At 49.1% G+C, this 24,236-nt stretch carries 20 protein-coding genes and 2 tRNA genes; 16 read left to right on the top strand and 6 right to left on the bottom strand.

Translation table 11 applies throughout. The features are described from left to right. The first annotated feature begins 7 nt into the window (after positions 1–7). The 6 genes from EAO38_RS01785 to EAO38_RS01760 all read left to right on the top strand — a co-directional run bounded on the left by EAO38_RS01785 (position 8) and on the right by EAO38_RS01760 (position 3,824). Entirely contained in the window at positions 8–2,059 is a 2,052-nt protein-coding gene (locus EAO38_RS01785) for a polyribonucleotide nucleotidyltransferase (RefSeq protein WP_121020535.1), read from the top strand. 68 nt (positions 2,060–2,127) lie between these two features. Continuing rightward, positions 2,128–2,439 (top strand): F0F1 ATP synthase subunit C, encoded by a 312-nt coding sequence (locus EAO38_RS01780; RefSeq protein WP_121020596.1) that lies wholly within the window; start codon positions 2,128–2,130, stop codon positions 2,437–2,439. Between the two features lie 23 nt (positions 2,440–2,462). Further along, positions 2,463–2,547, top strand: a tRNA-Leu gene (locus EAO38_RS01775). A gap of 19 nt (positions 2,548–2,566) precedes the next feature. Then, positions 2,567–2,653: transfer RNA gene (locus EAO38_RS01770), tRNA-Leu, on the top strand. Between the two features lie 119 nt (positions 2,654–2,772). Further along, positions 2,773–3,354 (top strand): DUF1104 domain-containing protein, encoded by a 582-nt coding sequence (locus tag EAO38_RS01765; protein ID WP_121020533.1) that lies wholly within the window; start codon positions 2,773–2,775, stop codon positions 3,352–3,354. A gap of 8 nt (positions 3,355–3,362) precedes the next feature. Next, positions 3,363–3,824: a DUF1104 domain-containing protein gene (locus EAO38_RS01760; protein WP_235852464.1), complete on the top strand. Its 462-nt coding sequence runs from the start codon at positions 3,363–3,365 to the stop codon at positions 3,822–3,824. On the opposite strand, the gene dxs is transcribed toward EAO38_RS01760, so the two are convergent. Genes dxs through EAO38_RS01735 form a run of 5 tightly spaced genes read right to left on the bottom strand, consistent with a single transcriptional unit; the run spans position 3,813 to position 9,856 of the window. Next, a complete protein-coding gene (dxs, locus tag EAO38_RS01755) occupies positions 3,813–5,666 on the bottom strand; it encodes a 1-deoxy-D-xylulose-5-phosphate synthase (RefSeq protein ID WP_162982651.1) in 1,854 nt (617 codons plus the stop codon). The two genes, EAO38_RS01760 and dxs, sit on opposite strands and share 12 nt — an antisense overlap. A gap of 1 nt (position 5,667) precedes the next feature. After that, positions 5,668–6,465 (bottom strand): flagellar assembly protein FliH, encoded by a 798-nt coding sequence (gene fliH / locus EAO38_RS01750; protein ID WP_121020531.1) that lies wholly within the window; start codon positions 6,463–6,465, stop codon positions 5,668–5,670. Beyond that, a complete protein-coding gene (fliG, locus tag EAO38_RS01745; RefSeq protein ID WP_120944284.1) occupies positions 6,458–7,486 on the bottom strand; it encodes a flagellar motor switch protein FliG in 1,029 nt (342 codons plus the stop codon). Before fliG ends, fliH begins: the two co-directional genes overlap by 8 nt. Further along, positions 7,487–9,190: a flagellar basal-body MS-ring/collar protein FliF gene (fliF, locus tag EAO38_RS01740; RefSeq protein ID WP_121020529.1), complete on the bottom strand. Its 1,704-nt coding sequence runs from the start codon at positions 9,188–9,190 to the stop codon at positions 7,487–7,489. Positions 9,191–9,202: 12 nt separating this feature from the next. Then, the gene (locus EAO38_RS01735) at positions 9,203–9,856 is read right to left on the bottom strand and encodes a phosphatase PAP2 family protein (RefSeq protein ID WP_121020590.1); all 654 of its coding nucleotides are present in this window, start codon (positions 9,854–9,856) and stop codon (positions 9,203–9,205) included. 199 nt (positions 9,857–10,055) lie between these two features. Here EAO38_RS01735 and napA point away from each other — a divergent pair, with 199 nt between their 5' ends. The 4 genes from napA to EAO38_RS09100 are packed head-to-tail and all read left to right on the top strand — an operon-like array spanning position 10,056 to position 15,187. Then, complete coding sequence (gene napA, locus EAO38_RS01730) at positions 10,056–12,869, top strand: periplasmic nitrate reductase subunit alpha (protein WP_121020527.1); 2,814 nt, start codon at positions 10,056–10,058, stop codon at positions 12,867–12,869. 1 nt (position 12,870) lies between these two features. Then, positions 12,871–13,602, top strand: coding sequence for a ferredoxin-type protein NapG (gene napG / locus EAO38_RS01725; RefSeq protein ID WP_121020525.1), 732 nt, complete (start codon positions 12,871–12,873; stop codon positions 13,600–13,602). Further along, positions 13,602–14,423: a quinol dehydrogenase ferredoxin subunit NapH gene (gene napH, locus EAO38_RS01720; protein WP_121020523.1), complete on the top strand. Its 822-nt coding sequence runs from the start codon at positions 13,602–13,604 to the stop codon at positions 14,421–14,423. Before napG ends, napH begins: the two co-directional genes overlap by 1 nt. Further along, complete coding sequence (locus EAO38_RS09100) at positions 14,423–15,187, top strand: hypothetical protein (RefSeq protein WP_235852463.1); 765 nt, start codon at positions 14,423–14,425, stop codon at positions 15,185–15,187. Before napH ends, EAO38_RS09100 begins: the two co-directional genes overlap by 1 nt. On the opposite strand, the gene EAO38_RS01710 is transcribed toward EAO38_RS09100, so the two are convergent. After that, the gene (locus tag EAO38_RS01710) at positions 15,171–16,451 is read right to left on the bottom strand and encodes a tetratricopeptide repeat protein (RefSeq protein ID WP_121020521.1); all 1,281 of its coding nucleotides are present in this window, start codon (positions 16,449–16,451) and stop codon (positions 15,171–15,173) included. The genes EAO38_RS09100 and EAO38_RS01710 overlap by 17 nt on opposite strands. A gap of 80 nt (positions 16,452–16,531) precedes the next feature. Here EAO38_RS01710 and EAO38_RS01705 point away from each other — a divergent pair, with 80 nt between their 5' ends. The 6 genes from EAO38_RS01705 (at position 16,532) to lhgO (ending at position 24,229) form a co-directional block, all read left to right on the top strand. Next, entirely contained in the window at positions 16,532–17,098 is a 567-nt protein-coding gene (locus EAO38_RS01705; RefSeq protein ID WP_121020519.1) for a YceI family protein, read from the top strand. 7 nt (positions 17,099–17,105) lie between these two features. Next, positions 17,106–19,085, top strand: a complete 1,980-nt coding sequence (locus EAO38_RS01700) for an ATP-dependent helicase (protein ID WP_121020517.1) — start codon at positions 17,106–17,108, stop codon at positions 19,083–19,085. A 57-nt stretch (positions 19,086–19,142) separates the two neighbouring features. Next, positions 19,143–20,411, top strand: a complete 1,269-nt coding sequence (gene gabT / locus EAO38_RS01695) for a 4-aminobutyrate--2-oxoglutarate transaminase (protein WP_121020516.1) — start codon at positions 19,143–19,145, stop codon at positions 20,409–20,411. Continuing rightward, a complete protein-coding gene (locus tag EAO38_RS01690; protein WP_121020513.1) occupies positions 20,408–21,838 on the top strand; it encodes an NAD-dependent succinate-semialdehyde dehydrogenase in 1,431 nt (476 codons plus the stop codon). The genes gabT and EAO38_RS01690 overlap by 4 nt, the downstream gene beginning before the upstream one ends. Positions 21,839–22,067: 229 nt before the next feature. Then, entirely contained in the window at positions 22,068–23,027 is a 960-nt protein-coding gene (gene glaH / locus EAO38_RS01680; RefSeq protein WP_121020510.1) for a glutarate dioxygenase GlaH, read from the top strand. Beyond that, on the top strand, positions 23,027–24,229 hold the full coding sequence (gene lhgO / locus EAO38_RS01675; RefSeq protein ID WP_268877806.1) for an L-2-hydroxyglutarate oxidase: 1,203 nt from the start codon (positions 23,027–23,029) through the stop codon (positions 24,227–24,229). The genes glaH and lhgO overlap by 1 nt, the downstream gene beginning before the upstream one ends. The last annotated feature ends 7 nt before the right edge of the window (positions 24,230–24,236 follow it).

Here is a 24,236-nt window from a genome sequence, read left to right as displayed (position 1 = left end):
GAACACTATGACCATCCATACCAATGGCGAAACGTATCAACTAAATTATGTCGCTAAACAAGCCACTAGCGCGCTTTGGTATAGTTACCAGGGCTGTGTGTTATTAGCTAGCGTGATGGTGGATAAAAGCCCCATAGAGGGGGACTTTCTGCCTCTAAGTGTACATTTTAGCCAGCGTGCCTATGCCATCGGGCGTATCCCGGGAGGCTTTCACAAGCGCGAAGGCAAACTTAGCGAGTTTGAAACCTTGACTTCACGCCTCATCGATCGCAGCTTGCGCCCCCTATTCCCCAAAGACTACGCCTACCCCACACAAATCACCCTGCTGGTATTAAGTCATGATCAGCAAAGCGACTTACAGGTGTGCGCCTTGCATGCGGCCGCTAACGCGCTTTATTTGGCCAATATTGGAGTGGATCAAAATGTCAGCGCGGTGCGCATCGCCAAAATAGCACACACTGTGATCACCAATCCCAGCGTGTCTCAACTGCAACAAAGCAGTTTAGACCTCTATATTGCGGGCACTAAAAACGCTTTGCTCATGGTAGAGATGTGCGCCCAAGAAGACATGGCTGAAGAGGAGCTTTTGGCCTTGCTAAAAAGTGCTCAAGACCACATCGCGCGCACATGTGCACAATTTGAGCGCGATTTTACCCCTCATAAACATCCCCCCAGTCTTGTTTTGCGTCCATCCTTAGTTTCTGATACTTCTCTAGAAGCCTTGATCAAAGAACACTTTCACGCCCAAGTGTTAGACGTGATGGCGCAAATGGCTAAGAGTGAAAGGGAGGCAGATTTTTTGAATCTAGCCCAGTACATTTTAAATGCCCTGCAGGAGCGCGGGCATTTTTATGCCTTAGATCATGTCCAAAGGACGCTAAAGCACTACATCCATCAGAGCATTCGATCCCAAATCTTAGACAACCAAGCGCGCCTAGATGGGCGAGGCTATGGCGATGTACGTCCTATAAGTATAGAAACCAATGTATTGCCCCATTGCCACGCCTCCGCGCTGTTTACCCGTGGGCACACCCAAGCTTTGGTGGTTTGCACCTTAGGCGGGGCTAATGACGCGCGATCACAGGAGAGTTTAGATTCCAAGACTCCCCTTAAAGAACGATTCATGTTTGATTACAATTTCTTGCCCTTTAGTGTGGGGGAGAGCGCGCCCTTGAGCGCGCCTAGTCGGCGCGAACTAGGGCATGGGAATCTGGCCAAGCGGGCTTTACAGGGTTCGCTCACCAATAAGGAGCAAACGATTCGCCTTGTCTCTGAAATCCTAGAATCCAATGGATCAAGTTCTATGGCAAGCGTGTGCGGGGGGTCTTTGGCCTTGTGTGCGGCCGGGGTGGATGTACGCGCTTTAATCGCGGGGGTGGCGATGGGATTGATTGTACAAGGGAATCGCCATGCTGTTTTGAGCGATATTAGTGCCCTAGAGGATATGCAAGGGGATATGGATTTTAAAATTGCAGGTAGCGCGTCAGGGGTGGTTGCTTTGCAAATGGATACCAAGACTCAAGGTCTCTCTCTAGCCCTTTTTAAAGATATTCTCACGCAAGCCAAACAGGCTAGAATCTCTATTTTGGCAATCATGCAAAAAGCTAGAGAAGCCATTGTGCTAAATCCTCAAGTTTTACCCACTTCAGAGAGCTTGATCGTACCCCCCAAAAAGATCGCAGCCATTATCGGGGTAGGGGGCAGGACGATAAAAGAGATTGTGGAACGCTTTGGAGTGGCCATAGACTTAGATAAATCCAGCGGAGCTGTACATATCACGGGCAACCAAAGGAAAGATGTCCAAGAAGCCAAAGCCTATATTTTAGAGATCACCCAAGCCCAACCCTATGCCCTATACGAAGTGCTAGAAGTAGAGGTGAAAAAGATCGCCGATTTTGGGGTATTTGTGCGCTTGCCCAGAGGGGGCGATGCGCTTTTGCACAAGTCTTGTTTACAAAAACACGGATTGAGCATGGAGTCGTTTCAAGAGAATCAACGCTTGCAATGCCAAATTAGTGCCATTCACGACAGCGGTAAGATTGATGTTAGTTTGGCTTGAAAATTAAGTTTGAAAGTGTCATAATTGAGTTTTGCGCCTAGCAATATTTTTAAGATCGGGAGTTGTTCATGAGGTTTCTTGCGCTTTTGTGTTTGGGCATGGTTGGGCTAGCTTTTGGGGCAGAGGTGAATGGGCTGGACATGGTTAAGTCCTACTCCATTGTGGGAGCTGTCGTGGGCTTGGGGGTAGCCGCCTGCGGGGGAGCCATCGGAATGGGTAATGCAGCTGCAGCGGCCATTACGGGCACAGCGCGCAACCCCGGGGTGGGGGGCAAGCTTCTCACCACGATGTTTATTGCTATGGCGATGATCGAAGCGCAAGTGATCTACACATTGGTATTTGCCATTATCGCCGTCTATAGCAACCCGTTCTTAGCGTAGTTTCAAATAAGGGAGGGGGCTTTGCACTGGTGGTGGAATTGGTAGACACGCCATCTTGAGGGGGTGGTGAGGCAACTCGTGCGAGTTCGACTCTCGCCCAGTGCACCATGAACCTACGGGTTCACAGGCCAAAATGGTGGAATTGGTAGACACGCTAGACTCAAAATCTGGTGGAGGCAACTCCGTGTCGGTTCGAGTCCGACTTTTGGTACCATCATCTTTATAGAAGATTCCATCTGAAATCGTGCCCTCTGTTGTGTATTAAGCTCAATTTTAATCAAAGTAGGATACAATAGCGCGTCTTTTTATTAAACTTTTTACGAAAGGGGTTTTATGCGTCGTTTTCTAGGTATAGTCATGATGGGGGCGTTGGCTTTAGGTGTGGCTCAGGCAGAGGATTATTCGAGCTTAAGCGACAAGGATTTCATTAAGCTAGCGGGCACCCTGCATAGTGCTGAAGAGGTGTTGGATTACCAAGAGGAAGTCTACAAACGTCTTAAGGAAAAAAAGGGTAGCAAGGCCAAGATGAATTTCAAAGCGCAGGTTAATAAAACTTACAAGGCAAATCTAGCCAAAATGAGCGCTAAAGATTTTGCAGAATTGCGCAAGGAAGTGGCCCAAGCCCTAGAAGAGAAGAAAAAAGACCACGATCACAAAGAGCTCATGGACATGGGCTTGGATGTGGAAGTGTGTAAAACTAAAAAGCGCGAACTCTTGTGCCCACACAGACATGGCAAAAAACATGCTGGCAAGCATGGCCAAGAACATGGCGAAAAGCACGGGCATGAAGGTATGAAGCATGGAACACAAGAAGCCTCTAAGGGCGAGGAGCATAAGGCTAGCAAAGCTCCTGCTAAAGCTGAAGAGCACAAGAGCGCAGAACACAAAGAAAAATCTGAAGGTACTCACGAGTAGGTTGCTCCATGAACATGTCTGTAAAATACGGGTGGCTTACTTTGATCTTGGCAGGCACGTTGATGGGAGCTTCTTTAGAAACGCCTTTCCAAAAGAAGAGCAATCAGGAGCTAGTAGAGATGGCTGGCAAGGTGGACCCCCAACAAGTGCCTGACTATAAGATAGAGCTCTACAAGCGCATGCAAAAGATGAAGCCTGCGCAAAAGAAAGCGTTTCATGAACAACTCTCTAAAGCAGCAGATCGCAACACGCAAGACATGACAATGGGAGACTTTGAAAAGCGCAGAGAGGCTATCGCTAAGGCGATGAAGGAGCGCATCGCCAAGATGACGCGCGCACAGTTTAAAGCCAGTGGCCTCTATTACAAGGCTTGCGGTTGTCATGGCAAGTGTCATTGCGATGTGGTAGGGCCTTGCAACTGTGGTGCGCACCATAAAAAAGATCACCACAAAAGCGTTTCAAAAACCTAGGTCTTCTAACACTTTTTGGGCTAGGCTGGGGGGGTCTAGCTTCAAGCTTTTCTCTACAAGAGCCGTCTTACCATGGGGGATGAAGGCATCAGCCAACTCAAAGCTCTTAAACTTAGGAAAGTGGCCTATTTGTGCCAAGTATTCTAATAGCACACTCCCCACCCCACCCATCTGATAGGAGTCGCTAAAGACGTAAATTTTAGAGTAGCGGGGTAAAATCTCTTTTAAACCAATGTCTAGGGGTTTCAAAAAGCATAGATCTAAGAGTCCAATTTCTAAATCCTTTTGGGCGAGAATCTCTAGGGTTTGGTAGGCGCGCCCTACCCCATTGCCATAGCCTACAAACAACACTTCCTGCCCCTCTTTTAACAGCACGCTCTTAGCGTATTCATAAGGCACTGCCTCAAACACCCATTCAGGCAATAGCCATCCCCCGCGCGGGTATCTAAAAGCACAGGGCCCCACGCTATGGGCTTGTGCGAAGGCAATGGCTTGTTTCAAGGTGGCGTTATCCCGGGGAGCTAACAAGGTCATATTGGGGATGGGGCGTAAGTAGGCGATGTCTAACAAACCCTGGTGGGTCTCGCCATCCTCGCCCACAATCCCTGCTCGATCGATGGCAAACTTTACAGGTAAGGACATGATGGCCACATCGTGCACGATCTGATCAAAGGCGCGTTGTAAAAAGGTGGAGTAAATGCTCACAAAGGGTTTAAAGCCCTCTTTAGCCAAAGCAGCCATGGAAGTAACCCCATGTTGCTCGGCAATCCCCACGTCCCAAAAGCGATTTGGGTAAGTCTCAATGAGTTTGCCAAGCCCTGTGCCTCCGGGCATCGCCGCAGTTACACCCACGATCTTGTCATCTTTTATGGCGTAATCCAAGAGAGTTTGGGAATACACTTCCGTGGGGCTTAGAGGTTTGCTGCAATCTTTAGTGCTAGTGGGTAAGCCGGTGGCCAGATCAAAGGGCCCCACGCCATGCCATTTTTCATAAGGCCCTTCGGCAATCTTGTAGCCCTTGCCCTTAGTGGTTTGGGCGTGGATTAACAAGGGCCCCTTGGTTTCTTTAGCCAATTTAAGGGCTTGGATAACACTTTCTATATCATGCCCATCTATAGGGCCCATGTAGCTAATCCCCAACTCTTCAAATAGGATTCCTGGGGTAATGAGCTTGAAGGATTCCTCTAAGCGGTTAGCCAAGTAATTGACTCCCTCAGGCATAGATTTTAAAATCGTCTTGATTTTGTCGCGAAAAGATTGGTAAAGAGGGCCTGCCATTAACTGGGATAGCGCATTGCTGATCGCTCCAATGGGCTTGGCAATGCTCATTTCATTGTCGTTGAGCAAAATCACCAAAGGGTATTTGCGATCGCCTAATTCATTCAAGGCCTCATAGGCTAACCCAGCGCTCAAGCTCCCATCACCCACCATCACCACAGGCACATCGCTAATTCCTTTAAGCGCATATGCCTTAGCCACCCCTACCCCTATTGAAAGCGCGGTAGAACTGTGCCCGGCAACAAAGTAGTCATAGACCGATTCATGGGGGCAACAAAACCCACTCAAACCATGGAGTTGGCGCAAGGTCGAGAAAGCTTCAAAACGCCCTGTTAGAAGTTTGTGCGCGTAAGCTTGGTGGCTAGTGTCAAAGATAAAGGGGTGTTTGTCCTTATCAAAGACATTATGCAAACCCACAATCAATTCGATCGCTCCTAAAGACGAGCTCAAATGCCCGCCTTTAGCACTCACCACTTCTAAAATCCTCTCCCTTAGCAACGCACAAATTTTCTCTAAATGTGCGCTTGTCTGCCCATAAACTTCTAACTCCCTCAGCGCTTCCATCTTACACCTTCAAATTATCTAGCACACTCTCTTTGAGATTTTTGTAACGAGACATCAAATTCCCATCAATATTGCCATGGTTACTGCTGATCAACACACCGCCCTTAGCGATGGCATCATTGGGTTCTAACTTGATCTTGGGCATGTCCTTGAGGTGCTGGGAGAGATAGGGGTAATCTAGGGTGTTGACCTTGAGGCAAATATCTGTTGCGTCCATGATATTTTGCAAGAGTTGTTTGGCTAGGGCTAGGGCAACTTCTTGACTTTTTTCCTCCACTTCTTTAACAATGACTTCTTTGGCGATCTCCACAGCGATCGCGCTGAGTTCCTTTTCTAAAGTTTCTAAGTGGCTTTGGGATTGCTGCATTTGCTGATCGATCGCGCTTAAGGATTGCAAGAGATGTTTTTTTTCTGCATCGATGCTCGCGCTTAGATCGTTGCGGGCTTTCTCCTCGCCCTCCTTAAAACCCAATTTATAGCTATCTTCACGGGCTTGTTGCAAGAGAGATTGGTTCTCCTCTTGGCTTTTCTCAAACTGCATTTGCAACTTGGCCAAGTGGCTAGAAAGCTCATCGGTTTTTTTGAGCAGGCACTCGATCAACTCGTTTTCTAGCTGGATCGAGCGGGTCAGAGCGGGTTCTGGGGGTTGTTCGACAGACTGGGGCGCACGGGGGGTGGCGGGCTTTTCAGGCTCAGGGTCCGGAGCGAGATCGGCAATAGACTTAAACTCATAGCGCGCGATGGTGTGTTTGCTCAGATCGTCCTTAGCGATCAAGTTCTCCTCGCCAAAATTATTCAACGATGTCTTCCTCGCCACCCATTTGGATCACGCCTTTTTCAGCTAGGGACTGTACGATCTCGATGATTTTGCGTTGGGCGGATTCCACGTCTTTGATCTTCACCGCGCCCAGGTAGGCCATCTCCTCGATGAATTGTTCACTCGCACGGCTACTCATATTGCTCAAAAATTTGGCCTTGAGTTCCTCTGTAGAGGTTTTGAGTGCCAAGGTGAGATCTTTTTTATCGGCCACCTTGAGGATTTCACGGATGGCAAAATTGTCCAAACCTGAGATATCTTCAAAGGTGAACATCATTTCTTTAATGTCATTAGCCAATTTGGCATCGATATTTTCAATGCGTGCGAGTGTGGTTTTGGCCGCTTTTTGGCCTAATCTGTTGAAAATCTCGGCCACCGCGCGCAACCCTCCTACTTCCACTTTATAACTAGTGAGGGCTTCTAATTTATTTTCAAGCACTGTGGAGACACGCTTGACCACTTGGGGGGAAATATCCCCCAAACTGGCCATCCTAATGCTCACCTCCGCTTTCATGTCATCAGGGAAGAAGCTTAGGGTCTCTGCCGCATTGGGGGATTCCATGTGGGCTAGGATTAAGGCAATAGTTTGGGGGTGTTCGTTGATGATGAAGTCGGCGAGTTGTTGGGGCTTGATACGCCCCAAATAGGCGAAATTCTTTTGGGTTTGCAAGGAGCGGCTGAGTTTTTCTAAAATGACCTTGGCTTGTTCAGGCCCTAGCGCTTTAACCAAGAGCTCACGCGCATACTCTAACCCACCACTATTGATATATTGGTTGGACTGCAGAATTGCAAAGAACTCCTCTAGTACCGCCGCGCCCACGGCCTTATCTGTCCCATCTAATTGCACGATCTGTTTGCTGATCTCGGTGATCGAATCCACATCTAAATGGCGTAAAATACCTGCTGTGGCCTCTTCACCCACTTGCATGAGCAAGATTGCCAATTTTTCAGACATGGTAAACTCATCTAATTGGGTTTTTTGTCTAGGGGTTAGCTTTGCCATCTAGGTTCCTTTCGTACTCGTGATCGCCACCTCATCCTTGATGAGTAATTTAAAGAGAGAGGCCACTTCTTCAGGCCTTTCCTTGAGCGCGCCCTTAACGCGCTCTAGCATAATATCATACTTCACATCTTCTTCATCAAAGCTCGCGCTCAAGCCCAATTGATCTTCCACCTTTTTACGCATTTCTCCAAAACGATCCACTTCTTCTTCATCATCTTCATCCACTGCAAAGAGCGACTGTACCTGTTCCTCCTCGTCTGGGTGGATTTCTAGCATGCGCTGGCTGAAAGGGGTAATGACTTTCTTGTAAAAGACATAGAGCACTAGGGCGATGATGAGATATTTAAAGAGTGATGAGAAAGGCCCTAAATATCTCTCAGCTGTATGGACAAATTTTTCATAAGCGGTCATAGGCAAGTATTTGGTGGCTTTAGCATTGAACTCAAAATTACTCACCGCCACTGCATCGCCTCGATTCTGGTTATAGCCTATGGCTTGCTTGACCAATGCGTTGATCTTCTCCATTTCCTGCGCGCTCAAGGGAATATACTCTATGCTTTCTACCCCATTTTTATCCACTTTTTTATAACGCCCATCCACCACCACTGCCGCGTTTAAGCGCGTCAATACCCCAAACTCTCCCTTGATCTCACTGATTGTTTTACCCACTTCGTAATTGGTTGTGTTGGTGGATTTTTCGTACTTCTCTCTGAGTTGATCATTGGCCACGCCCTGTACAGGCCCGATATTGCTCACCACCCCAGGCACCCCACCGACTTGTTTTTTAGGGTAGCCCTCCCTCTTCTCTTCCATGTTTTGCTCGCTGCGCACGACATTGTTGGGATCAAAGGTCTCTTTGGTGCTTTTCTTTTGGCTAAAATCAAATTCCGCACTCACCTTAGCCACCACCTTATCACGCCCCCCTACGATGGGTGTTAAGATATTGGTGATCTTGCTTTCTAGCAGATTTTCAAAGTTCTGCTTATAATGCAATTGGGCTTGGGCTAATTCGCGCGTGCTGTCTAATTCGTTATCCTCGCCCAAAGGTTCGCCATTCTCATTGACCAATTTGACATTTTCCGGAGTGAGTTTAGGCACGGATGCAGCGATCAAATTCTTGATTCCAGCAATCTGTTTGGGCAATAAACGCATATTGGGTTTGATCTTGAGCATCACTGAAGCGGTGGGAGGAATCTCCTTGCTCACAAAGACACTATCTTTAGGGATGGCGATGTGTACATCAGCCCTATCTATGGGGGTGAGGCTCTCGATAGTGCGGCTCAACTCTCCTTCAGTGGCGCGTACATACTTGATATTTTGATCAAAATCAGTCGCTCCAAAATCCTTTGTGTCAAAGATCTCATAGCCCACCTTACTAGTTTTGGGAATCCCCTGTGAAGCTAGGGCGATTCGTTCCTCATAAATGCGATCTTTGGGGATGAGAATGGTGTCGTCTTTGGGGATTTTGTAGGGAATCTGCCTTTGTTGCAAATACTGCAAGACCAGCGCGTTATCGCTATTATCCATGCCCTCAAAGAGTACCCCATAATCTGAAAGCGCGTCTTTCCCCCGCGTGGGATACACGAGCAAGAAAATCAAAAAGGCCACCACCAGCACAAAGGCACTCACAATGGTGATCTTTTGGGCTTTATTGAGCCTTGAAAAAAGGTCGATGATCTGTTGGAATAAACCTTTAAAATCCACGCGCTACCCCACTCATCTAGCGTTTTTCAGCCATCCCACATACACCCCCATGGACCAACAAGCCCATGCCATGCCCATCAAAAAACCCCCTAACACATCGCTAGGATAGTGCACGCCTAAATACACCCTTGTATACATCATCAGCCAAATCCACGATAACAAGATCAAACCCCAAGTCCACTTGGTACGCGCACTACCAGAACCCATACAGATCAATACCAGCAACGAACCATAAAACAAGCTCGCCGCTAAGGCATGCCCACTAGGGTAGCTAAAACCATGCGCAAGAGCCACCTCACCATTTGTGCTAGGCCTTGGGCGCGCCACCCACAATTTCAAAGCTTTGAGCGCGCTCTCACCCAGCATAATACTTAGAAAAAACCCCAACCCTAGAACCTTATTCTTTTTGACAAAAATATAAAAAAGTCCCACCAGCGCGCTTAAAGTCAAAGTGAACTTGGACTTTGCAAAAAATGTTACCACACTGATCAACTGGACATAGCCACTCTCTGCGCTAGGGATGGGGTAAGCGCGCGCCCAAGTGATCAGCATTTGGTCTAAACGCCCTATCCACTCTTGATGTGTTTTGACACAAAACACCTCTATAGCAAACAACACCCACAACACCCCCCCCAACAGCCACATAAAACCCACCCACCTGCGCATAACAGGCGACACTCTAGGCGTGTTACTCACCAGATGTTTATAGGGACTCCCCATTTATCTTGCTCCATTGATATTGTAAGCCCAACGATGCGTCAATGATAGCCAAAAAATGATAAAAAGTAACCATAACAGCCTATGGTTACTTATCTTAACGGATTTTAGAATATAATAACCTAAATCTAGCATAAGGAGGTTTTACATGGCAAATCCACTCTATGAGGCACAAGATGCTACTAGACGTGAATTTTTAAAATCCGTAGCCATCACTTCAGCCTTGGGCAGTGCCGGACTGCTCACCCCCCCAAATCTCATGGCCAAAGCCCAGCATGCCCAAGCAGATTGGAAATGGGACAAGGCAGTGTGCCGTTTCTGCGGTACGGGTTGTGGGATCATGGTCGCCACTAAAGATGATAAAATTGTCGCCACTAAAGGCGATCCGCTCGCGCCGGTCAATCGCGGGTTAAACTGCATTAAAGGCTATTTCAACGCCAAAATTATGTACGGGGCAGATCGCTTGGTACAGCCCCTGCTTAGAGTCAATGAACGCGGAGAATTTGACAAAAAGGGCAAATTCCAACAAGTCTCTTGGCAGCGCGCCTTTGACGAAATGGAGAAGCAATTTAAAAAGTATTACCAAGAGTTGGGCGTAACCGGGGTGGGGATTTTTGGAAGTGGCCAGTACACTATCCAAGAGGGTTATGCAGCCAGCAAACTCATCAAAGCGGGCTTTAGAAGCAATAATATCGATCCCAACGCGCGCCACTGCATGGCCAGCGCGGTGGCTGGCTTCATGCAAACCTTTGGCATTGATGAGCCCAGCGGGTGTTATGACGACATCGAAGCCACGGACACCATCATCACTTGGGGGGCTAATATGGCCGAAATGCACCCTATTTTATGGTCTAGGGTGAGCGATCACAAATTGAGCAACCCTGATAGGGTGAAGGTGATCAATTTGACCACTTTTTCTAACCGCACCTCTAGCGTGGCGGATATGGAGATCATCTTCACCCCCAATACCGATCTAGCTATTTGGAACTACATCGCTAGGGAAATTGTCTACAACCACCCTGAGGCCATTGACAAAAACTTTATAGACAAGCACATCGTTTTTGCCACCGGTTACGCCGACATCGGCTATGGCATGCGCGAGGACCCCAGCCACCATGGCTTTAGGCCCAGTGAAAAAGACACGGTCGCTAAACAGCGCGCCATCACTTTGGACGCGCAAGAGGCTATAGCGCTCAAACATCTAGGAGTCAAGGCCGGCGATGTGCTCAAAATGCAGCACAGCGCACAGGCAGGCAAGCACTGGGAAATTACCTTTGCACAATTCAAGCAAGCCCTAGAACCCTATACTTTGGACTATGTGGCACAGGTGGCTAAGGGCGATGCTCACGAATCCCTGGAAAGTTTTAAACACAAACTGCAAAAACTCGCCAAGCTCTACATAGAAAAAGATCGCAAAGTGGTGAGTTTTTGGACGATGGGCTTTAACCAGCACACCAGAGGCTCATGGGTCAATGAGCAAGCCTACATGGTACATTTCTTGCTAGGCAAGCAAGCCAAACCCGGAAGCGGGGCGTTTTCCCTCACAGGGCAACCTAGCGCGTGTGGCACAGCTAGGGAAGTGGGTACTTTTGCCCACCGCCTGCCTGCAGACATGGTCGTAACCAACCCCGAGCATGTCAAGATTGCCGAAAAACTTTGGCATGTGCCCCATGGCACCATCAACCCCAAACCGGGTTATCACTTCGTGGCGATGATGCGCGCGCTAGAAGATGGCAAGGTCAAATTCATTTGGGTACAGGTGAATAACCCCTGGCAAAACACCGCCAACGCCAACCACTGGATCAAAGCCGCCAGAGAGATGGACAATTTCATTGTAGTGAGCGATTGTTATCCGGGGATCAGCGCCAAAGTGGCCGATTTGATCTTGCCTAGCGCAATGATCTATGAAAAATGGGGGGCTTATGGGAATGCCGAGCGGCGATCCCAACACTGGAAACAGCAAGTAACTCCAGTGGGGCACGCAATGAGCGACACGTGGCAAATCTTTGAATTTGCCAAACGTTTTAAACTCCATGAAGTGTGGAAGGAGCAAAAGGTGGATGCCCAGCTTACCTTGCCTAATGTGCTAGCCCAAGCCCGTAAAATGGGCTATAAGGACAGCGACACTCTCTATGATGTGCTGTTTGCCAATAGGCATGCCAAGCGCTATAAAAGTACGGATCCCATCGCCAAAGGCGCGCCTAATTCAGACATGTGGGGTGATAAGCGCGAGGTGGTAGGCAGCGATGGCAAGGTCTTTAAGGGTTATGGTTTCTTTTTGCAAAAATACCTTTGGGAGGAGTACCGCAAATTTGGCATGGGACATGGACATGATTTGGCCTACTTTGATGATTACCACCATGTCAGAGGTTTGCGTTGGCCTGTTGTACATGGCAAAGAAACGCGTTGGCGTTTTAACACCGCTTACGACCCCTATGCCAAAAAAGCCGCTCCAGATAGCGATTTTGCCTTTTATGGCAAGGCGATGAAGACGCTAGTCAGTGGGGATCTCAAAGCCCCCACCGGTACCACGCCCAAAAGCCTAGAAAACAAGGCCAAGATCTTCTTTAGACCCTTCATGAAAGCTCCAGAGCGTCCGAATAAAGATTATCCCTTCTGGTTGGCCACCGGACGGGTGTTAGAACACTGGCATAGTGGGACAATGACCATGCGCGTGCCCGAGCTCTTTAGAGCCGTGCCTGAAGCTTTGTGCTACATGCATGAAAAAGACGGGGAAAAACTGGGCGTGAGTCAGGGCGATGCGGTGTGGATTGAGTCACGCCGTGGGCGTGTGAAGGCGCGTGTGGATATGCGTGGGCGCAACACGCCCCCTGTGGGGTTGGTTTATGTGCCATGGTTTGATGAAAATGTCTTCATCAACAAGGTGTGTTTGGATGCCACTTGCCCCATCTCCAAACAAACCGACTATAAAAAATGCGCGGTGAAGATCACCAAAGTTTAGAATGCAACGGCGCGCTTTTTTGCAAAAGGCGATCGGAGGGGTGAGTTTGTGTGTGGGGGGTGGGTTTTTTCTGGGCACTTTGTTAAAGGCCAAGCGTGCTTACGCCCTTAGGCCCCCGGGGGCAGAAGACGAGGCGCGTTTTTTGAGTTTATGCGTGCGTTGTGGGTTGTGCGTTAAGGATTGCCCCTATGATACCCTCAAGCTAGCCACTTTGCTAGATCATGCCAAAGTGGGCACCCCCTTTTTTGAAGCCCGTAAGGTCCCCTGCTACCTTTGCCCCGATATTCCCTGTATCAAGGCCTGCCCCACAGACGCACTCGATCATAAACACCTCAAACCCGATCAGGGCATCACTTCCCTCAAGATGGGAATTGCCGTGGTAGATTCGCATTCTTGCGTGGCGTTTTGGGGGGTGCGTTGCGATGTGTGTTACCGCGTCTGTCCCTTGATGGACAAAGCGATCAAATTAGAGCTCAAGCATGACTCTAGAACCCAAGCGCATGCCTATATGTTGCCCGTAGTAGAACCTAGTGTGTGCGTGGGTTGTGGACTGTGTGAGCGCGCTTGCATCACTCAAGAGCCCGCCATTAGAATCTTGCCTAGCGCGTTTGTGAGCGGCAAGACCGATTCGCACTATCTCAGGATGGGCGCGCCCTCCCCTAGTGCGCCCCCCAATCTCCAAGCTCCTCATAAGGACAATCCGATGGACTATCTCAATCAAGGCGATCTCTAGTGCGCTACTTGCTAGCTAGGCGTGTGGTACAAGCGGGGATTTTAGCCCTCTTTGCATGGGGGGGTGCGCATGCGCTTTTAAGGGGTAATTTAAGCGCGTCTATGCTCTTTGATCGCATACCTCTAAGCGACCCTTTTGCGGTGTTGCAAGTGTATTTGGCGAGTTTACAGATGAATTTACAAGCGTTGTTAGGGGCGATCGTCATTTTAGCACTCTATGGCTTGTTTCTAGGGCGCGCTTTTTGCGCATGGGTATGCCCGATTAATCTCATCGTGGATGGCGCGGCGTGGGCACGCCGCAAGCTACATTGCACGCACCACTATTTGCAAATACCCAAAACTACGCGCTATGGCTTGCTTGTCTTGAGTCTTGTGCTCTCTTTTGCGCTTGGCTTGCCCGCCTTTGAGAGCGTGTCCTACATCGGCATTGTGCAAAGAGGAATCATTTTTGGGACTAGCGCATGGGTGGGGGTTGCACTCCTGCTCTTTTGTCTTGACACCTTTATAGGTGATAGGCTTGTGTGCGCGCGTTTATGCCCTTTAGGGGGTTTTTACGCGCTGGTGGGGCGTTATGCGCTTTTAAAAGTGCAACACCATGCCACGCGCTGTACACGCTGTAACCTGTGTTTTGAAGTGTGCCCAGAAGTACAGGTGCTATGGATGGTGGGCTTGAAGAGCGCAGCGGTGAATTCGGGAGAGTGTACACGCTGTGGGCGTTGCATCGAAGTGTGCGCTGATGATGCCCTCCACTTTAGCCTCTTAGATGTCAAGGGGAGTTTTGCAAGGCAGAGTGTGGGGCAATTTCAAGATAAAGGATTTTAATGTGGTGTTTAGGCATTGAAAATAAGGACAATGGCAGTGTGGACTCCTTAGAGGGAGTGCTGTGCCGTTATGGGTTTGCTAAATTGATTGGAGGGGTGTATATGTTGCATCCCCTCTATGCCAATCCTCTAGCCCAAATTTGCGCTTGTTTGCATGAGATCAAAGCCAATTATGAGGGTAAACTGGAGATCAAAAGTTTTAAGATCAGCGATTTAAACGATTTAGGGGATTATTTGGGCGCGCCCAAAAATGCGCTCAGTAAACCCAAAACCGCCTACATCCCCCCAAGAAGCACCTACGATCACCTAGGAGAGAAGAGCATCGCCCTGGGTGAAACTATTTTCAAGGATTACGATTCTGAGGATTTACAAGAAACGTATTTTCTCTACACCGATGCGAGCATTAGAGAAGACGCGGTAATGTGTGGATTCTGCCTCTATATTTTTAAAGAGGGGCGTTTTGAAGAGATCAACCGCTACAAATGCCCTCTGCATTCTAGTTTGAATGAGAGTTTCAAAGCCGAGAAACAAGCCATTATCACCAGTATGAAACACCTGCAAGCCATGCTCAAAACCCACAAGCTAGATTCTAGTTACAAACTTTTTGTCATAGGGGATAATCAGGCGGTGATCAACAACTACCGTCTGAAAAGCGAGGGCTTCGTGCTAGAATGCGATTTCGCGGACATAGAATACAAATGGTGCAGGCGCAATGAAGACGCGTGCAATAAAGTGGTGGATGCGATCGTCAATTTGCGTGGTTAAGCGCGTAGCACGCGGGTTTAAAACCAAGCAAACAGGCTTGGTGATAATGCTGGCTTTGCTTTTGCAAGTCGCGTTCAACCCCTCTAGCATTTCTATAAGCCTCCCCGATCTCATAATAACTCTGCGCGTTCCCCATTTGTGCGCCCTTTTGGTAATACTCTAGCGACAATGCGGCGTTTTTATGGAGCAACCACCCATAGTAATAGAGCCCGTTTTTATAGATAGAGCCCAATTTGACATACGCATTCGCATCCCCATTTTTGCCCTCTTCTTGATAAAAGGCGATGGCCTGTTGGTAGCGCGCGGTGATCTTAGCCCTGTCCTCAATAACCCCCTTAAGCTTGCCGCGCAAAATCAAAGTGGCTAGGTAGAAAGCCCCATCCCCACTTTTCAAATCTGCAGCCCTTTGGTAATACTCAAAGGCTTTGCTATAATCTTTGGACACCCCCTCTCCTTCTTCATACATTTGCGCTAGGCGCACAAACGCGCGCCCATCGCCCTTTTTGCCCGCTTCTAGGTAGCTCTTGATCGCCTCTTGGTAGTAGGCGTGCGCTTGTTGGTAATCCAAAGGCACACCCTGCCCTTTAAAATACAACGCCCCTAGCTTTTGCCATGCGCGCCCATCGCCCTTTTTGCCCGCCTTTTGGAAATATTCTAGGGCTGTGGGGTAGCTCTGTGCCACGCCCTGCCCTTGCAAATACATCATCCCCAATCTGAAATCTCTAGCCTGCCCCATTTTGGCCGCTTTTTGGTAATACTCCAACGCTTTGGGATAATTTTGCTCCACGCCTTGACTCTCATTGTAATACAGATCTCCCAAAGCGTTAAACCCCCGCGCATCGCCCATCTCTCCGGCTTTTTCAAAGGCTTTTATCGCCTTGTTAAAATCCAAAGCCACGCCCTGCCCCTTGGCGTAATTTTCTCCTAAGCGCATGTAGCTTTGCGCCTCTGAGGGGAGAGTTGAAGCTTTTGGGGTTTGTTGCGCGTGTTTGAGATCCATGGCCTTTTTAAAATACACGCGCGCCCTTTGGGAATCTTGTTTCACTCCCGCCCCAATGAGATACATATTGGCCAAGCCCCGATAGGCCTCTGCACTCCCCAAGTCAGCAGCCTTTTGGTAGTTCTCTAAAGCTTTGGGGTAATTATGCTGCCTATAAGCCTCTTTGGCTTTCAAGAGGTATTCCTCTGGGTTACCTAGCGCGCCTAGCATCCCCATGCCCAACAGCACGCCCCACATCACTTTGTACGCCACTCTACTTTGCATGCCTTACTCCCTTCAAAGCTAGCCTATTCTAACACAAAGCATGTGCTATAATGGCCACTATTTTTATAAAAGGAGATGGTATGTTGTCGTTTTTGCGTCCTTTGGCGCTCTTATGTGTGTTGTGTGCGGGTTTGATGGGCAAGGTTTACCAAATTGATAGGGTACATAGCCACGTTGGTTTTAAGATCAAGCACCTCAAAATTAGCCATGTGATGGGGGATTTCAAAGATTACAGCGCGCTGATTGACTTTGACCCTGTCAGCCACACTTTTAAGAAGTTAGAAGCCACGATCAAGGCCACTTCCATAGACACAAACAACCAAAACAGGGACGATCACTTGCGTTCTGATGACTTCTTTAAAACCGGCAAATACCCCAATATTACCTTTGTGATGCAAAAATACGAGAAAATAGACAAGGAAAATGGGCGTGTGGTGGGGGTACTCAACATCGCCGGGGTGGCTAGAAAAGTGGTGTTGACTAGCGAAATTGGAGGTGTAACACAGATCAATGGCAAGGAAAAACTCGGGTTTTCCTTGAGCGGCCAGATCAAGCGATCGGATTTTAAATTTGCTCCAGATACCTCCACTCTCAAAGTGGGTGATAGGGTAACTCTCAACATTGAAGTAGAAGCCGCCCAAAAATAGGTTTCTCTTGCAGCTCAATATCGAACAACAAGAAGCCGTGCAAGCCCCTTTGGGGCATAATTTGGTGATCGCCTCTGCGGGCACGGGCAAGACCTCTAGCATTGTGGGGCGAATCTTACACCTCTTAGAGCAGGGCGTGCGCCCTCAAGAGATTTTGCTTTTGACTTTCACTAACAAGGCCAGTCTAGAGATGAAGGCGCGCCTCTCCCACTACACCCCACACGCCCAATACATCCAGGCGGGTACTTTCCATGCCATCGCGTATCGCCACCTTAAGGAGGTGTATCCGCACTTGGGACTCAAACAGCCCAGAGAATTAGGCGTTCTGCTTAGGAGTGTGTTAGAAACCAGCACAGCCAGTCATGAAAATCATTTTTATAGCGCGGGGCATCTATATGACTTGCATTCCTTGTATATCAACGCCCAAAGCCCGGAGAGTTTTGGGGAATGGCTGTGTGCGCGCGCGCCCAAACAAGAACCCCACGCATTGATCTATGAAGAAATGTTGGCGCGGTTCCACGCCCTCAAACAAGAACACCACTACGTGGACTACAACGATTTGCTCTTGCTCTATCGTCAAGACATCGCGCCCACCCAGCATTTTACAGAAGTGCTCTGCGATGAATATCAAGACACCAACCCTCTGCAAGATTCGATCTTAGATGCCCTCAAACCCCCAAGTCTCTTTTGCGTGGGGGATTATGATCAAAGTATCTATGCCTTCAATGGGGCAGACATTTCTATTATTGGCAATTTCACACGCAAATATCCCCACGCGCGCCTTTTCACTCTGAAGAAAAACTATCGATCCTCCCCAGCGATCTTAGAATTAGCCAGCCGTGTCATCGCCTATAACCCGCGCCTGTATCCTAAGAGTTTAGAGGTGTGCAAAACCACCAACCCCTCTTTGCCTACTTTGTTAGAATATGACGAATTGCTCGCCCAATACAAGGGGATCGCGCGCCACATCGCCCGCCACAAGGGGGGGTATGAGGAGGTGGCGGTACTCTTTAGGAATAACGCGAGCGCGGATGGTTGCGAAGCGTCTTTACGCCAATTGGGCATCCCTTCTAAGCGCAAGGGAAGCCTAAGCTTCTTTGAGAGCAAGGAAGTAAAATTAGCCTTAGATGTGTGCGCGTTTTTAAGCCACCCTAAGGACATGGTCGCCACGATAGAGATTTTCAATTATGCCCCGGGGGTGGGCGCGTCCTTAGGTCAAGAATTTTACCACGCCTTACAAGTTATGGGTGATGGAGATAGTTTAAAGGGCTTGATCGCTCCCAATGATCAAAAACCCTTTAAAAACCCCCAAATGGGTTTGTTTGCCGCGCAATTTAGCGCAGAGAACAGCGCGCGCTTTGAAGTACCTGTGGGCTTTAAAACCCATGCCTTGCTCAACCACCCTAAGATCACCCCTCCTATGGCGCGCTTCTTGGGCGCGTTCTTTAGCCTTTGTGCCAGCGCACACGCGCTCGAGCCCAGCCAAAGCATCGCCCAAATCGCCAAGTCTACATGGTGGGAGGCCATTTTAGAGAAACTGGGCGCGCAACGCGCTAAGAATAAGGATGGGAGTTTGGATTTGCAACGCGCTCAAGAAGTTAAGGCGCAGATTCAAGCCAAAATAGCCCTGCTGGCCAATCTTGCCAAACCTTACCACAGCCTAAAAGACTTTATGAATGCGATGGTTTTGGGGGCTAGAGAGGCCTCTAGTGGGGAGGGGGTACATTTACTCAGCGTACATGCCAGCAAGGGTTTAGAGTTTAAAGAGGTGTATGTGATTGATCTCATGCAGGGGCGTTTCCCCAACACTAAATTAGCCAAACAAAGCGGGAGTTTAGAGGAGGAGAGGCGTTTATTTTATGTCGCTACCACGCGGGCTAAAGATCATCTTTATCTCTCCTATGCCAAGCAGGATAAGCAAAGGCGTATTGCTTACGAGCCTTCTTGTTTCTTAAGAGAGGCTGGACTCATCGCCTCTAAGCCTTAACATCTAGTTAGATTAATTTTTATACAATGGTGTTATGATTTCATGCAAAGGATGGATATGGGCGATTTATGCAGCCGTAGGGTGGCAGCCACCCCTAGGGGCATTGGCATTGTGTGCGATTGGTTTGTACAAGAAGCGCAAAACGCTACGCTTAAAAGCACGGATGGGCGTACTTTTATAGACTTTGCGGCCGGTATTGCGGTGCTAAATGTGGGGCATAGACACCCGCGCGTGATCGAGGCGGTTAAGGCGCAATTAGAGAAGTTCACCCACACCGCCTACCAAGTGAGCCCCTATGAAAGCTATATAGAACTGGCTGAGAAGATCAACGATCTAGCTCCCATTAGCGGGGTTAAGAAGGCATGTTTTTTCACCACAGGGGGGGAGGCTACAGAGAACGCCATCAAAATCGCCAAGGTACACACAAAACGCTATGGGGTGATCGCCTTTGGGGGGTCTTTCCATGGGCGTACTTCTATGGCACTGAGCATGACAGGTAAGGTAGTACCCTATAAGGCAGAGCTAGGCGTGGGCCATCCAGGGGTTTATCATGCCTATTATCCTAACCCCTTGCATGGAATTAGTACCAAGGATGCGCTGGAGAGCTTGGAGCACATCTGTAAAACGTCTATCTCCCCTTTGGATGTGGCCGCGCTGATCTTTGAACCCGTGCAGGGTGAGGGGGGGTTTAACCCGGCACCCCTTGAATTTGTGGAGGGGTTGCGCGCCTTTTGTAACACGCATGGAATCGTACTGATCGCTGATGAGGTACAAACGGGCTTTGCACGCACGGGCAAGACTTTCGCGATGGAACACTTCAACACGGAGGTAGACCTCATTTGCATGGCTAAGAGTTTAGGCGGAGGGTTTCCTATCTCTGGAATTGTGGGCAAGGCGCAGATCATGGACGCGCCCAGCCCAGGGGGGCTAGGAGGTACTTATGCGGGCAATCCTTTGGCCACTATTGCAGCCCTAGAGGTATTGGCTATCATCAAAGAGGAAAAGCTCAATGAGAGGGCGCAACAATTAGGCGCGCAACTCCAAAGCACCCTGCAAGCACTCAAAGAAAAAGAGGGTATCCAAGAGATCGCCCAAGTACGCGCTTTGGGCTCTATGGTGGCAGTAGAGTTTTTCAAAGACAACCAACCCAGCGCGCCTTTGGCTAAGGCTGTGCAAAAAGAGGCGATGGATCAAGGCCTACTGCTTTTGACATGTGGGGCTTATGGGAATGTGATTCGTTTTCTCTATCCCTTAACCATCCCCCAAGATCAATTTGATCGCGCTTTAAATATCATCTCTCAATCCATTAGAAAGGTCGTAGCATGAATTTCCAATTGTTAAAACATCCCTTTGTCAGTCAAAGCCCCAAGGAGGGCTTTATAGCAGTGGTCAATCCGGCCACATTGCAAGAGATCGCCTATGTTAAAGATGTGGGGCAGGAAGAATTAGAGCAAATTATCGCCAAATCACAGCGCGCCCAAAAAGCGTGGGCAAGCAAGCTAGCCCTAGAGCGCGCCAATATTTTGCTCAAGTGGCGGGAGTTATTGCTAGAAAATCTAGAGGACTTGGCGCGTATTCTGACTCAAGAGATGGGTAAACCCCTCAAAGAAGCCCGTTCAGAAATTGTTTATGGGGCTAATTACCTGCGCTGGTTTGCTGAGGAGGCGCGGCGCGTGGAGGGGGATATTCTGCCCAGTGTGGTGGATCAACAAAAGATTTTAGTACTCAAACAGCCCATCGGGGTCTGCGGGGCGATCACCCCTTGGAACTTTCCTAGCGGGATGATCGCGCGCAAGGTTGCGCCGGCTTTGGCCTGTGGGTGTTCTATGATCGCCAAGCCGGCCACGCAAACCCCTTTAAGTGCCTACGCTTTGATGTTATTAGGCCACAAGGCAGGCGTGCCTGAGGAGGTGTTTAGCGTGGTGAGTGGGAAAGCTAGCCTCATTTCTAAAGTGCTGTGTGAAAGTGAGGCGGTGCGTAAAATCAGTTTCACCGGGTCTACAGAGGTGGGGCGGATCTTGATGGCGCAGAGCGCGCCAAGCATCAAAAAACTCTCTTTAGAGTTGGGAGGCAACGCGCCCTTTATTGTCTTTGAGGACGCTAATTTAGAACACGCCGCAGAAGGGATTTTGCTTTCTAAGTTTAGAAATAGCGGGCAAACCTGCGTGTGCGCCAACCGCATTTATGTGCAAAAGAGTGTGTATGAGCCATTAAGCCGCATACTCAAGACCAAAGTGGAGGGTTTGAAGCTGGGCAATGGCTTAGAGGAGCACACCACGCAAGGCCCCCTAATCGACTCCAAAGCCGTACAGAAAGTACAAGAGCATATCAGCGATGCCACCTCCAAGGGCGCGCAGATTCTTAGCGGGGGCAAGCCCAGCGCGTTGGGCGCGAGCTTTTTTGAACCCACCATCTTAACCGGGGTGGATCAAAATATGTTGGTGGCTAAAGAGGAGACTTTTGGTCCCCTAGCCCCCCTATTTAGCTTTGAGAGCGAGGAGGAAGTCGTGGCTAAGGCTAATGACACGCAATATGGCCTAGCGGCCTATTTTTACACCAAAAATCTGGCGCGTGTCTTTAGAGTGGGTGAGGCCTTGGAATACGGCATGGTGGGGGTGAATTCCGGACATGTGTCCACTGAAACCGCGCCCTTTGGAGGGGTCAAGCAGAGCGGGCTAGGCCGGGAAGGGTCTAAGTATGGCTTGGAGGACTATTTAGAGATCAAATACATGGGTGTCAATCTCAAGGAATGAGCGGTGCGCGCGTGTCTCAAGTTTGGGCTTTGGTGTTAAGTTTATTCCCAGTTTCGAGCTTGAAACGCCCTAGAGGCAACCAAGAGAAACACGCTGGTGGTGTTTGTGCTACAATCCCCACAGGCTGGCTAATGGGAAGCCCCGCGCGCCGCGATTTGCTAGCTAGCCGGCTTGATTTTAGAACACTGGCGCGTGTCTTGGGCTTTTAAATCTAACATAAGGAGAACAGATGGCCTATTCCATTCAAACAGACGCGTTTAGCGTAAAACCCACCGCTTATTCCCAACGGCTTTTACAAGTAACTTTGTCTCAAGACACCATTGAAGCTTTCCTTAAATCTGTCGCCATTTATCCCGTGCAGGCGTTGGAATACAAGTCTTTTCTGCGCTTTAGGGTGGCACAAATGTTAGACACGCTCTGCGATCACCAACTCAAACCCTTTTTAGAAAACGCGTTAGGAGATCGCCAAACAGGGGCTTTATTAGTCAACCCACAAGGAATCGATCGCGCCGAGCAGGGCGATGAGATGGTGAAAATCGCCACCGCCTTTGTACATCTGATTGGGCGTTCTAATTTCGATCTGATGACCGGGCAGTTTTATGCGCGCTGGGCTGTGCTCAATACAGACAATTCAGACAGCTACCTAAGAAAACCAGACAAACCCCTAGAGTTGCATAACGATGGCACTTTCGTCAACGAAGTTACCGACTATGTGCTGATGTATAAGATCGATGAACAGAACATGGAAGGGGGCGATTCACAGCTCTTGCATTTGGACGATTGGGAGGAGTTAGACAAGTTTTACAACCACCACATGGCCAAAAGGGTGATGCGCTGGTCAGCCCCCCCTAGCAAGAATGTTACTACCGATGTCTACCACCCCGTTTTTGAAGCGGACAGCCACGCCAAACCCGTCATGCTCTACATTGACCAATTCGCCCAACCTAAGGATTATGAAGAAGGCGTGTACTTGGCCGATTTGGGCGATTCTTTGGAGAATTCGAAGGCCAAATTGTCCTTCCCAGTACCTGTGGGGCAGTTCTTGCTGATCAACAATCTCTTTTGGTTGCATGGGCGGGATAAATTCCAACCCCATAAGGGTTTGCGCCGTGAATTGATGCGCCAGAGGGGCTATTTTTCTTTTAGCACCAACCCTTTCAGCCGTTACAAAGACTTCAAAAACTTCTAATGGCGCGCATTTACGATTGTATTGTCGTAGGGGGGGGGATTTTGGGGCATTCGGTCGCGATGCAATTGTTGCAAAAATATCCCGACTTCAAAGTGATCTTATTAGAAAAAGAACATGGGAGTGCCCTGCACCAAACCGGGCGCAATAGCGGGGTAATTCACGCTGGAGTGTATTACACCCCGGGTACTCTTAAGGCGCAATTTTGCTATGAAGGCAATAAGGCCACTAAGGCTTTTTGTGCAGAGAATGGGATCGCCTATGAGGAGTGCGGGAAATTATTGGTCGCAAGCGATGCATTGGAGCTAGAGCGCATGGAGGTGCTTTTAGAGCGCACAAAGGAAAATGGCCTTGAGCGCACCCGTTTAGATGCGCAGGAACTCAGAGAGATGGAAAAAAACATCGTGGGTTTGGGGGGGCTCTTTTTCCCCACTAGCGCCATTGTGAGTTACCCTGCAATAACCCAAGCGATGGGCGCGCGCTTTAAACAGCAGGGGGGGGAAGTGGTGTACAACGCCCAAGTGGTCGGTTTGAGCGAACACGCTAGAGGGGTGAAGATCGACACCACTAGCGGGGTGTTTGAAAGCAATTATCTCATCACCTGCGCGGGTTTGCACGCAGACAGGCTAGTCAAAATGCTAGGGATCACCCCGGATTTTACGATCTGTCCCTTTAGAGGGGAATATTTCAAACTCGCCAGCCGACACAACCACATCGTCAAGCATCTTATTTACCCCATCCCTGACCCCAGCATGCCTTTTTTGGGGGTACATCTGACGCGCATGATCGATGGAAGTGTTACCGTGGGGCCCAACGCGGTGTTAGCGCTCAAACGCGAGGGCTATTTAAAAAGCGATGTGAGTTTGAAAGACATTAAGGAGATGATCACCCATAAGGGTGTGCGCAAAGTCATCGCCAAGTATTTTAAGCCCGGGTTGGCTGAATTCAAACATTCCTTTTGTAAAAAAAGTTATTTGGCTTTGGTGCAAAAGTATTGCCCTAGCCTGTGTTTAGAGGACTTAACCCCCCACCCCGCTGGGGTGCGCGCCCAAGCGGTGAGCGCAGGTGGGGAACTCATAGAAGATTTTCTCTTTTCTAACACGCCTAGAAGTGTCAATGTGTGTAACGCGCCCAGCCCGGCGGCCACTTCGGCCCTGCCCATAGGGGGGCACATTTTGCAACAATTAGAGAAAATCTTACAATGAGGCGCAT

Origin of the sequence: Helicobacter vulpis (assembly GCF_003660395.1) — a bacterium.
Taxonomy (GTDB): Bacteria; Campylobacterota; Campylobacteria; order Campylobacterales; family Helicobacteraceae; genus Helicobacter; species Helicobacter vulpis.
Note: the sequence above shows the minus strand (reverse complement) of the source record. Positions and strands in the feature narration are given on the sequence as shown.

Bases quoted from the DNA above. Each gene is read 5' to 3' on its own strand.
- EAO38_RS01785 (WP_121020535.1), top strand. From the start codon at position 8: ATGACCATCCATACCAATGGCGAAACGTATCAACTAAATTATGTCGCT.
- EAO38_RS01780 (WP_121020596.1), top strand. From the start codon at position 2,128: ATGAGGTTTCTTGCGCTTTTGTGTTTGGGCATGGTTGGGCTAGCTTTT.
- EAO38_RS01765 (WP_121020533.1), top strand. From the start codon at position 2,773: ATGCGTCGTTTTCTAGGTATAGTCATGATGGGGGCGTTGGCTTTAGGT.
- EAO38_RS01760 (WP_235852464.1), top strand. From the start codon at position 3,363: ATGAACATGTCTGTAAAATACGGGTGGCTTACTTTGATCTTGGCAGGC.
- dxs (WP_162982651.1), bottom strand. From the start codon at position 5,666: ATGGAAGCGCTGAGGGAGTTAGAAGTTTATGGGCAGACAAGCGCACAT.
- fliG (WP_120944284.1), bottom strand. From the start codon at position 7,486: ATGGCAAAGCTAACCCCTAGACAAAAAACCCAATTAGATGAGTTTACC.
- EAO38_RS01735 (WP_121020590.1), bottom strand. From the start codon at position 9,856: ATGCGCAGGTGGGTGGGTTTTATGTGGCTGTTGGGGGGGGTGTTGTGG.
- napA (WP_121020527.1), top strand. From the start codon at position 10,056: ATGGCAAATCCACTCTATGAGGCACAAGATGCTACTAGACGTGAATTT.
- napG (WP_121020525.1), top strand. From the start codon at position 12,871: ATGCAACGGCGCGCTTTTTTGCAAAAGGCGATCGGAGGGGTGAGTTTG.
- EAO38_RS09100 (WP_235852463.1), top strand. From the start codon at position 14,423: ATGTGGTGTTTAGGCATTGAAAATAAGGACAATGGCAGTGTGGACTCC.
- EAO38_RS01710 (WP_121020521.1), bottom strand. From the start codon at position 16,451: ATGCAAAGTAGAGTGGCGTACAAAGTGATGTGGGGCGTGCTGTTGGGC.
- EAO38_RS01705 (WP_121020519.1), top strand. From the start codon at position 16,532: ATGTTGTCGTTTTTGCGTCCTTTGGCGCTCTTATGTGTGTTGTGTGCG.
- gabT (WP_121020516.1), top strand. From the start codon at position 19,143: ATGGGCGATTTATGCAGCCGTAGGGTGGCAGCCACCCCTAGGGGCATT.
- EAO38_RS01690 (WP_121020513.1), top strand. From the start codon at position 20,408: ATGAATTTCCAATTGTTAAAACATCCCTTTGTCAGTCAAAGCCCCAAG.
- glaH (WP_121020510.1), top strand. From the start codon at position 22,068: ATGGCCTATTCCATTCAAACAGACGCGTTTAGCGTAAAACCCACCGCT.
- lhgO (WP_268877806.1), top strand. From the start codon at position 23,027: ATGGCGCGCATTTACGATTGTATTGTCGTAGGGGGGGGGATTTTGGGG.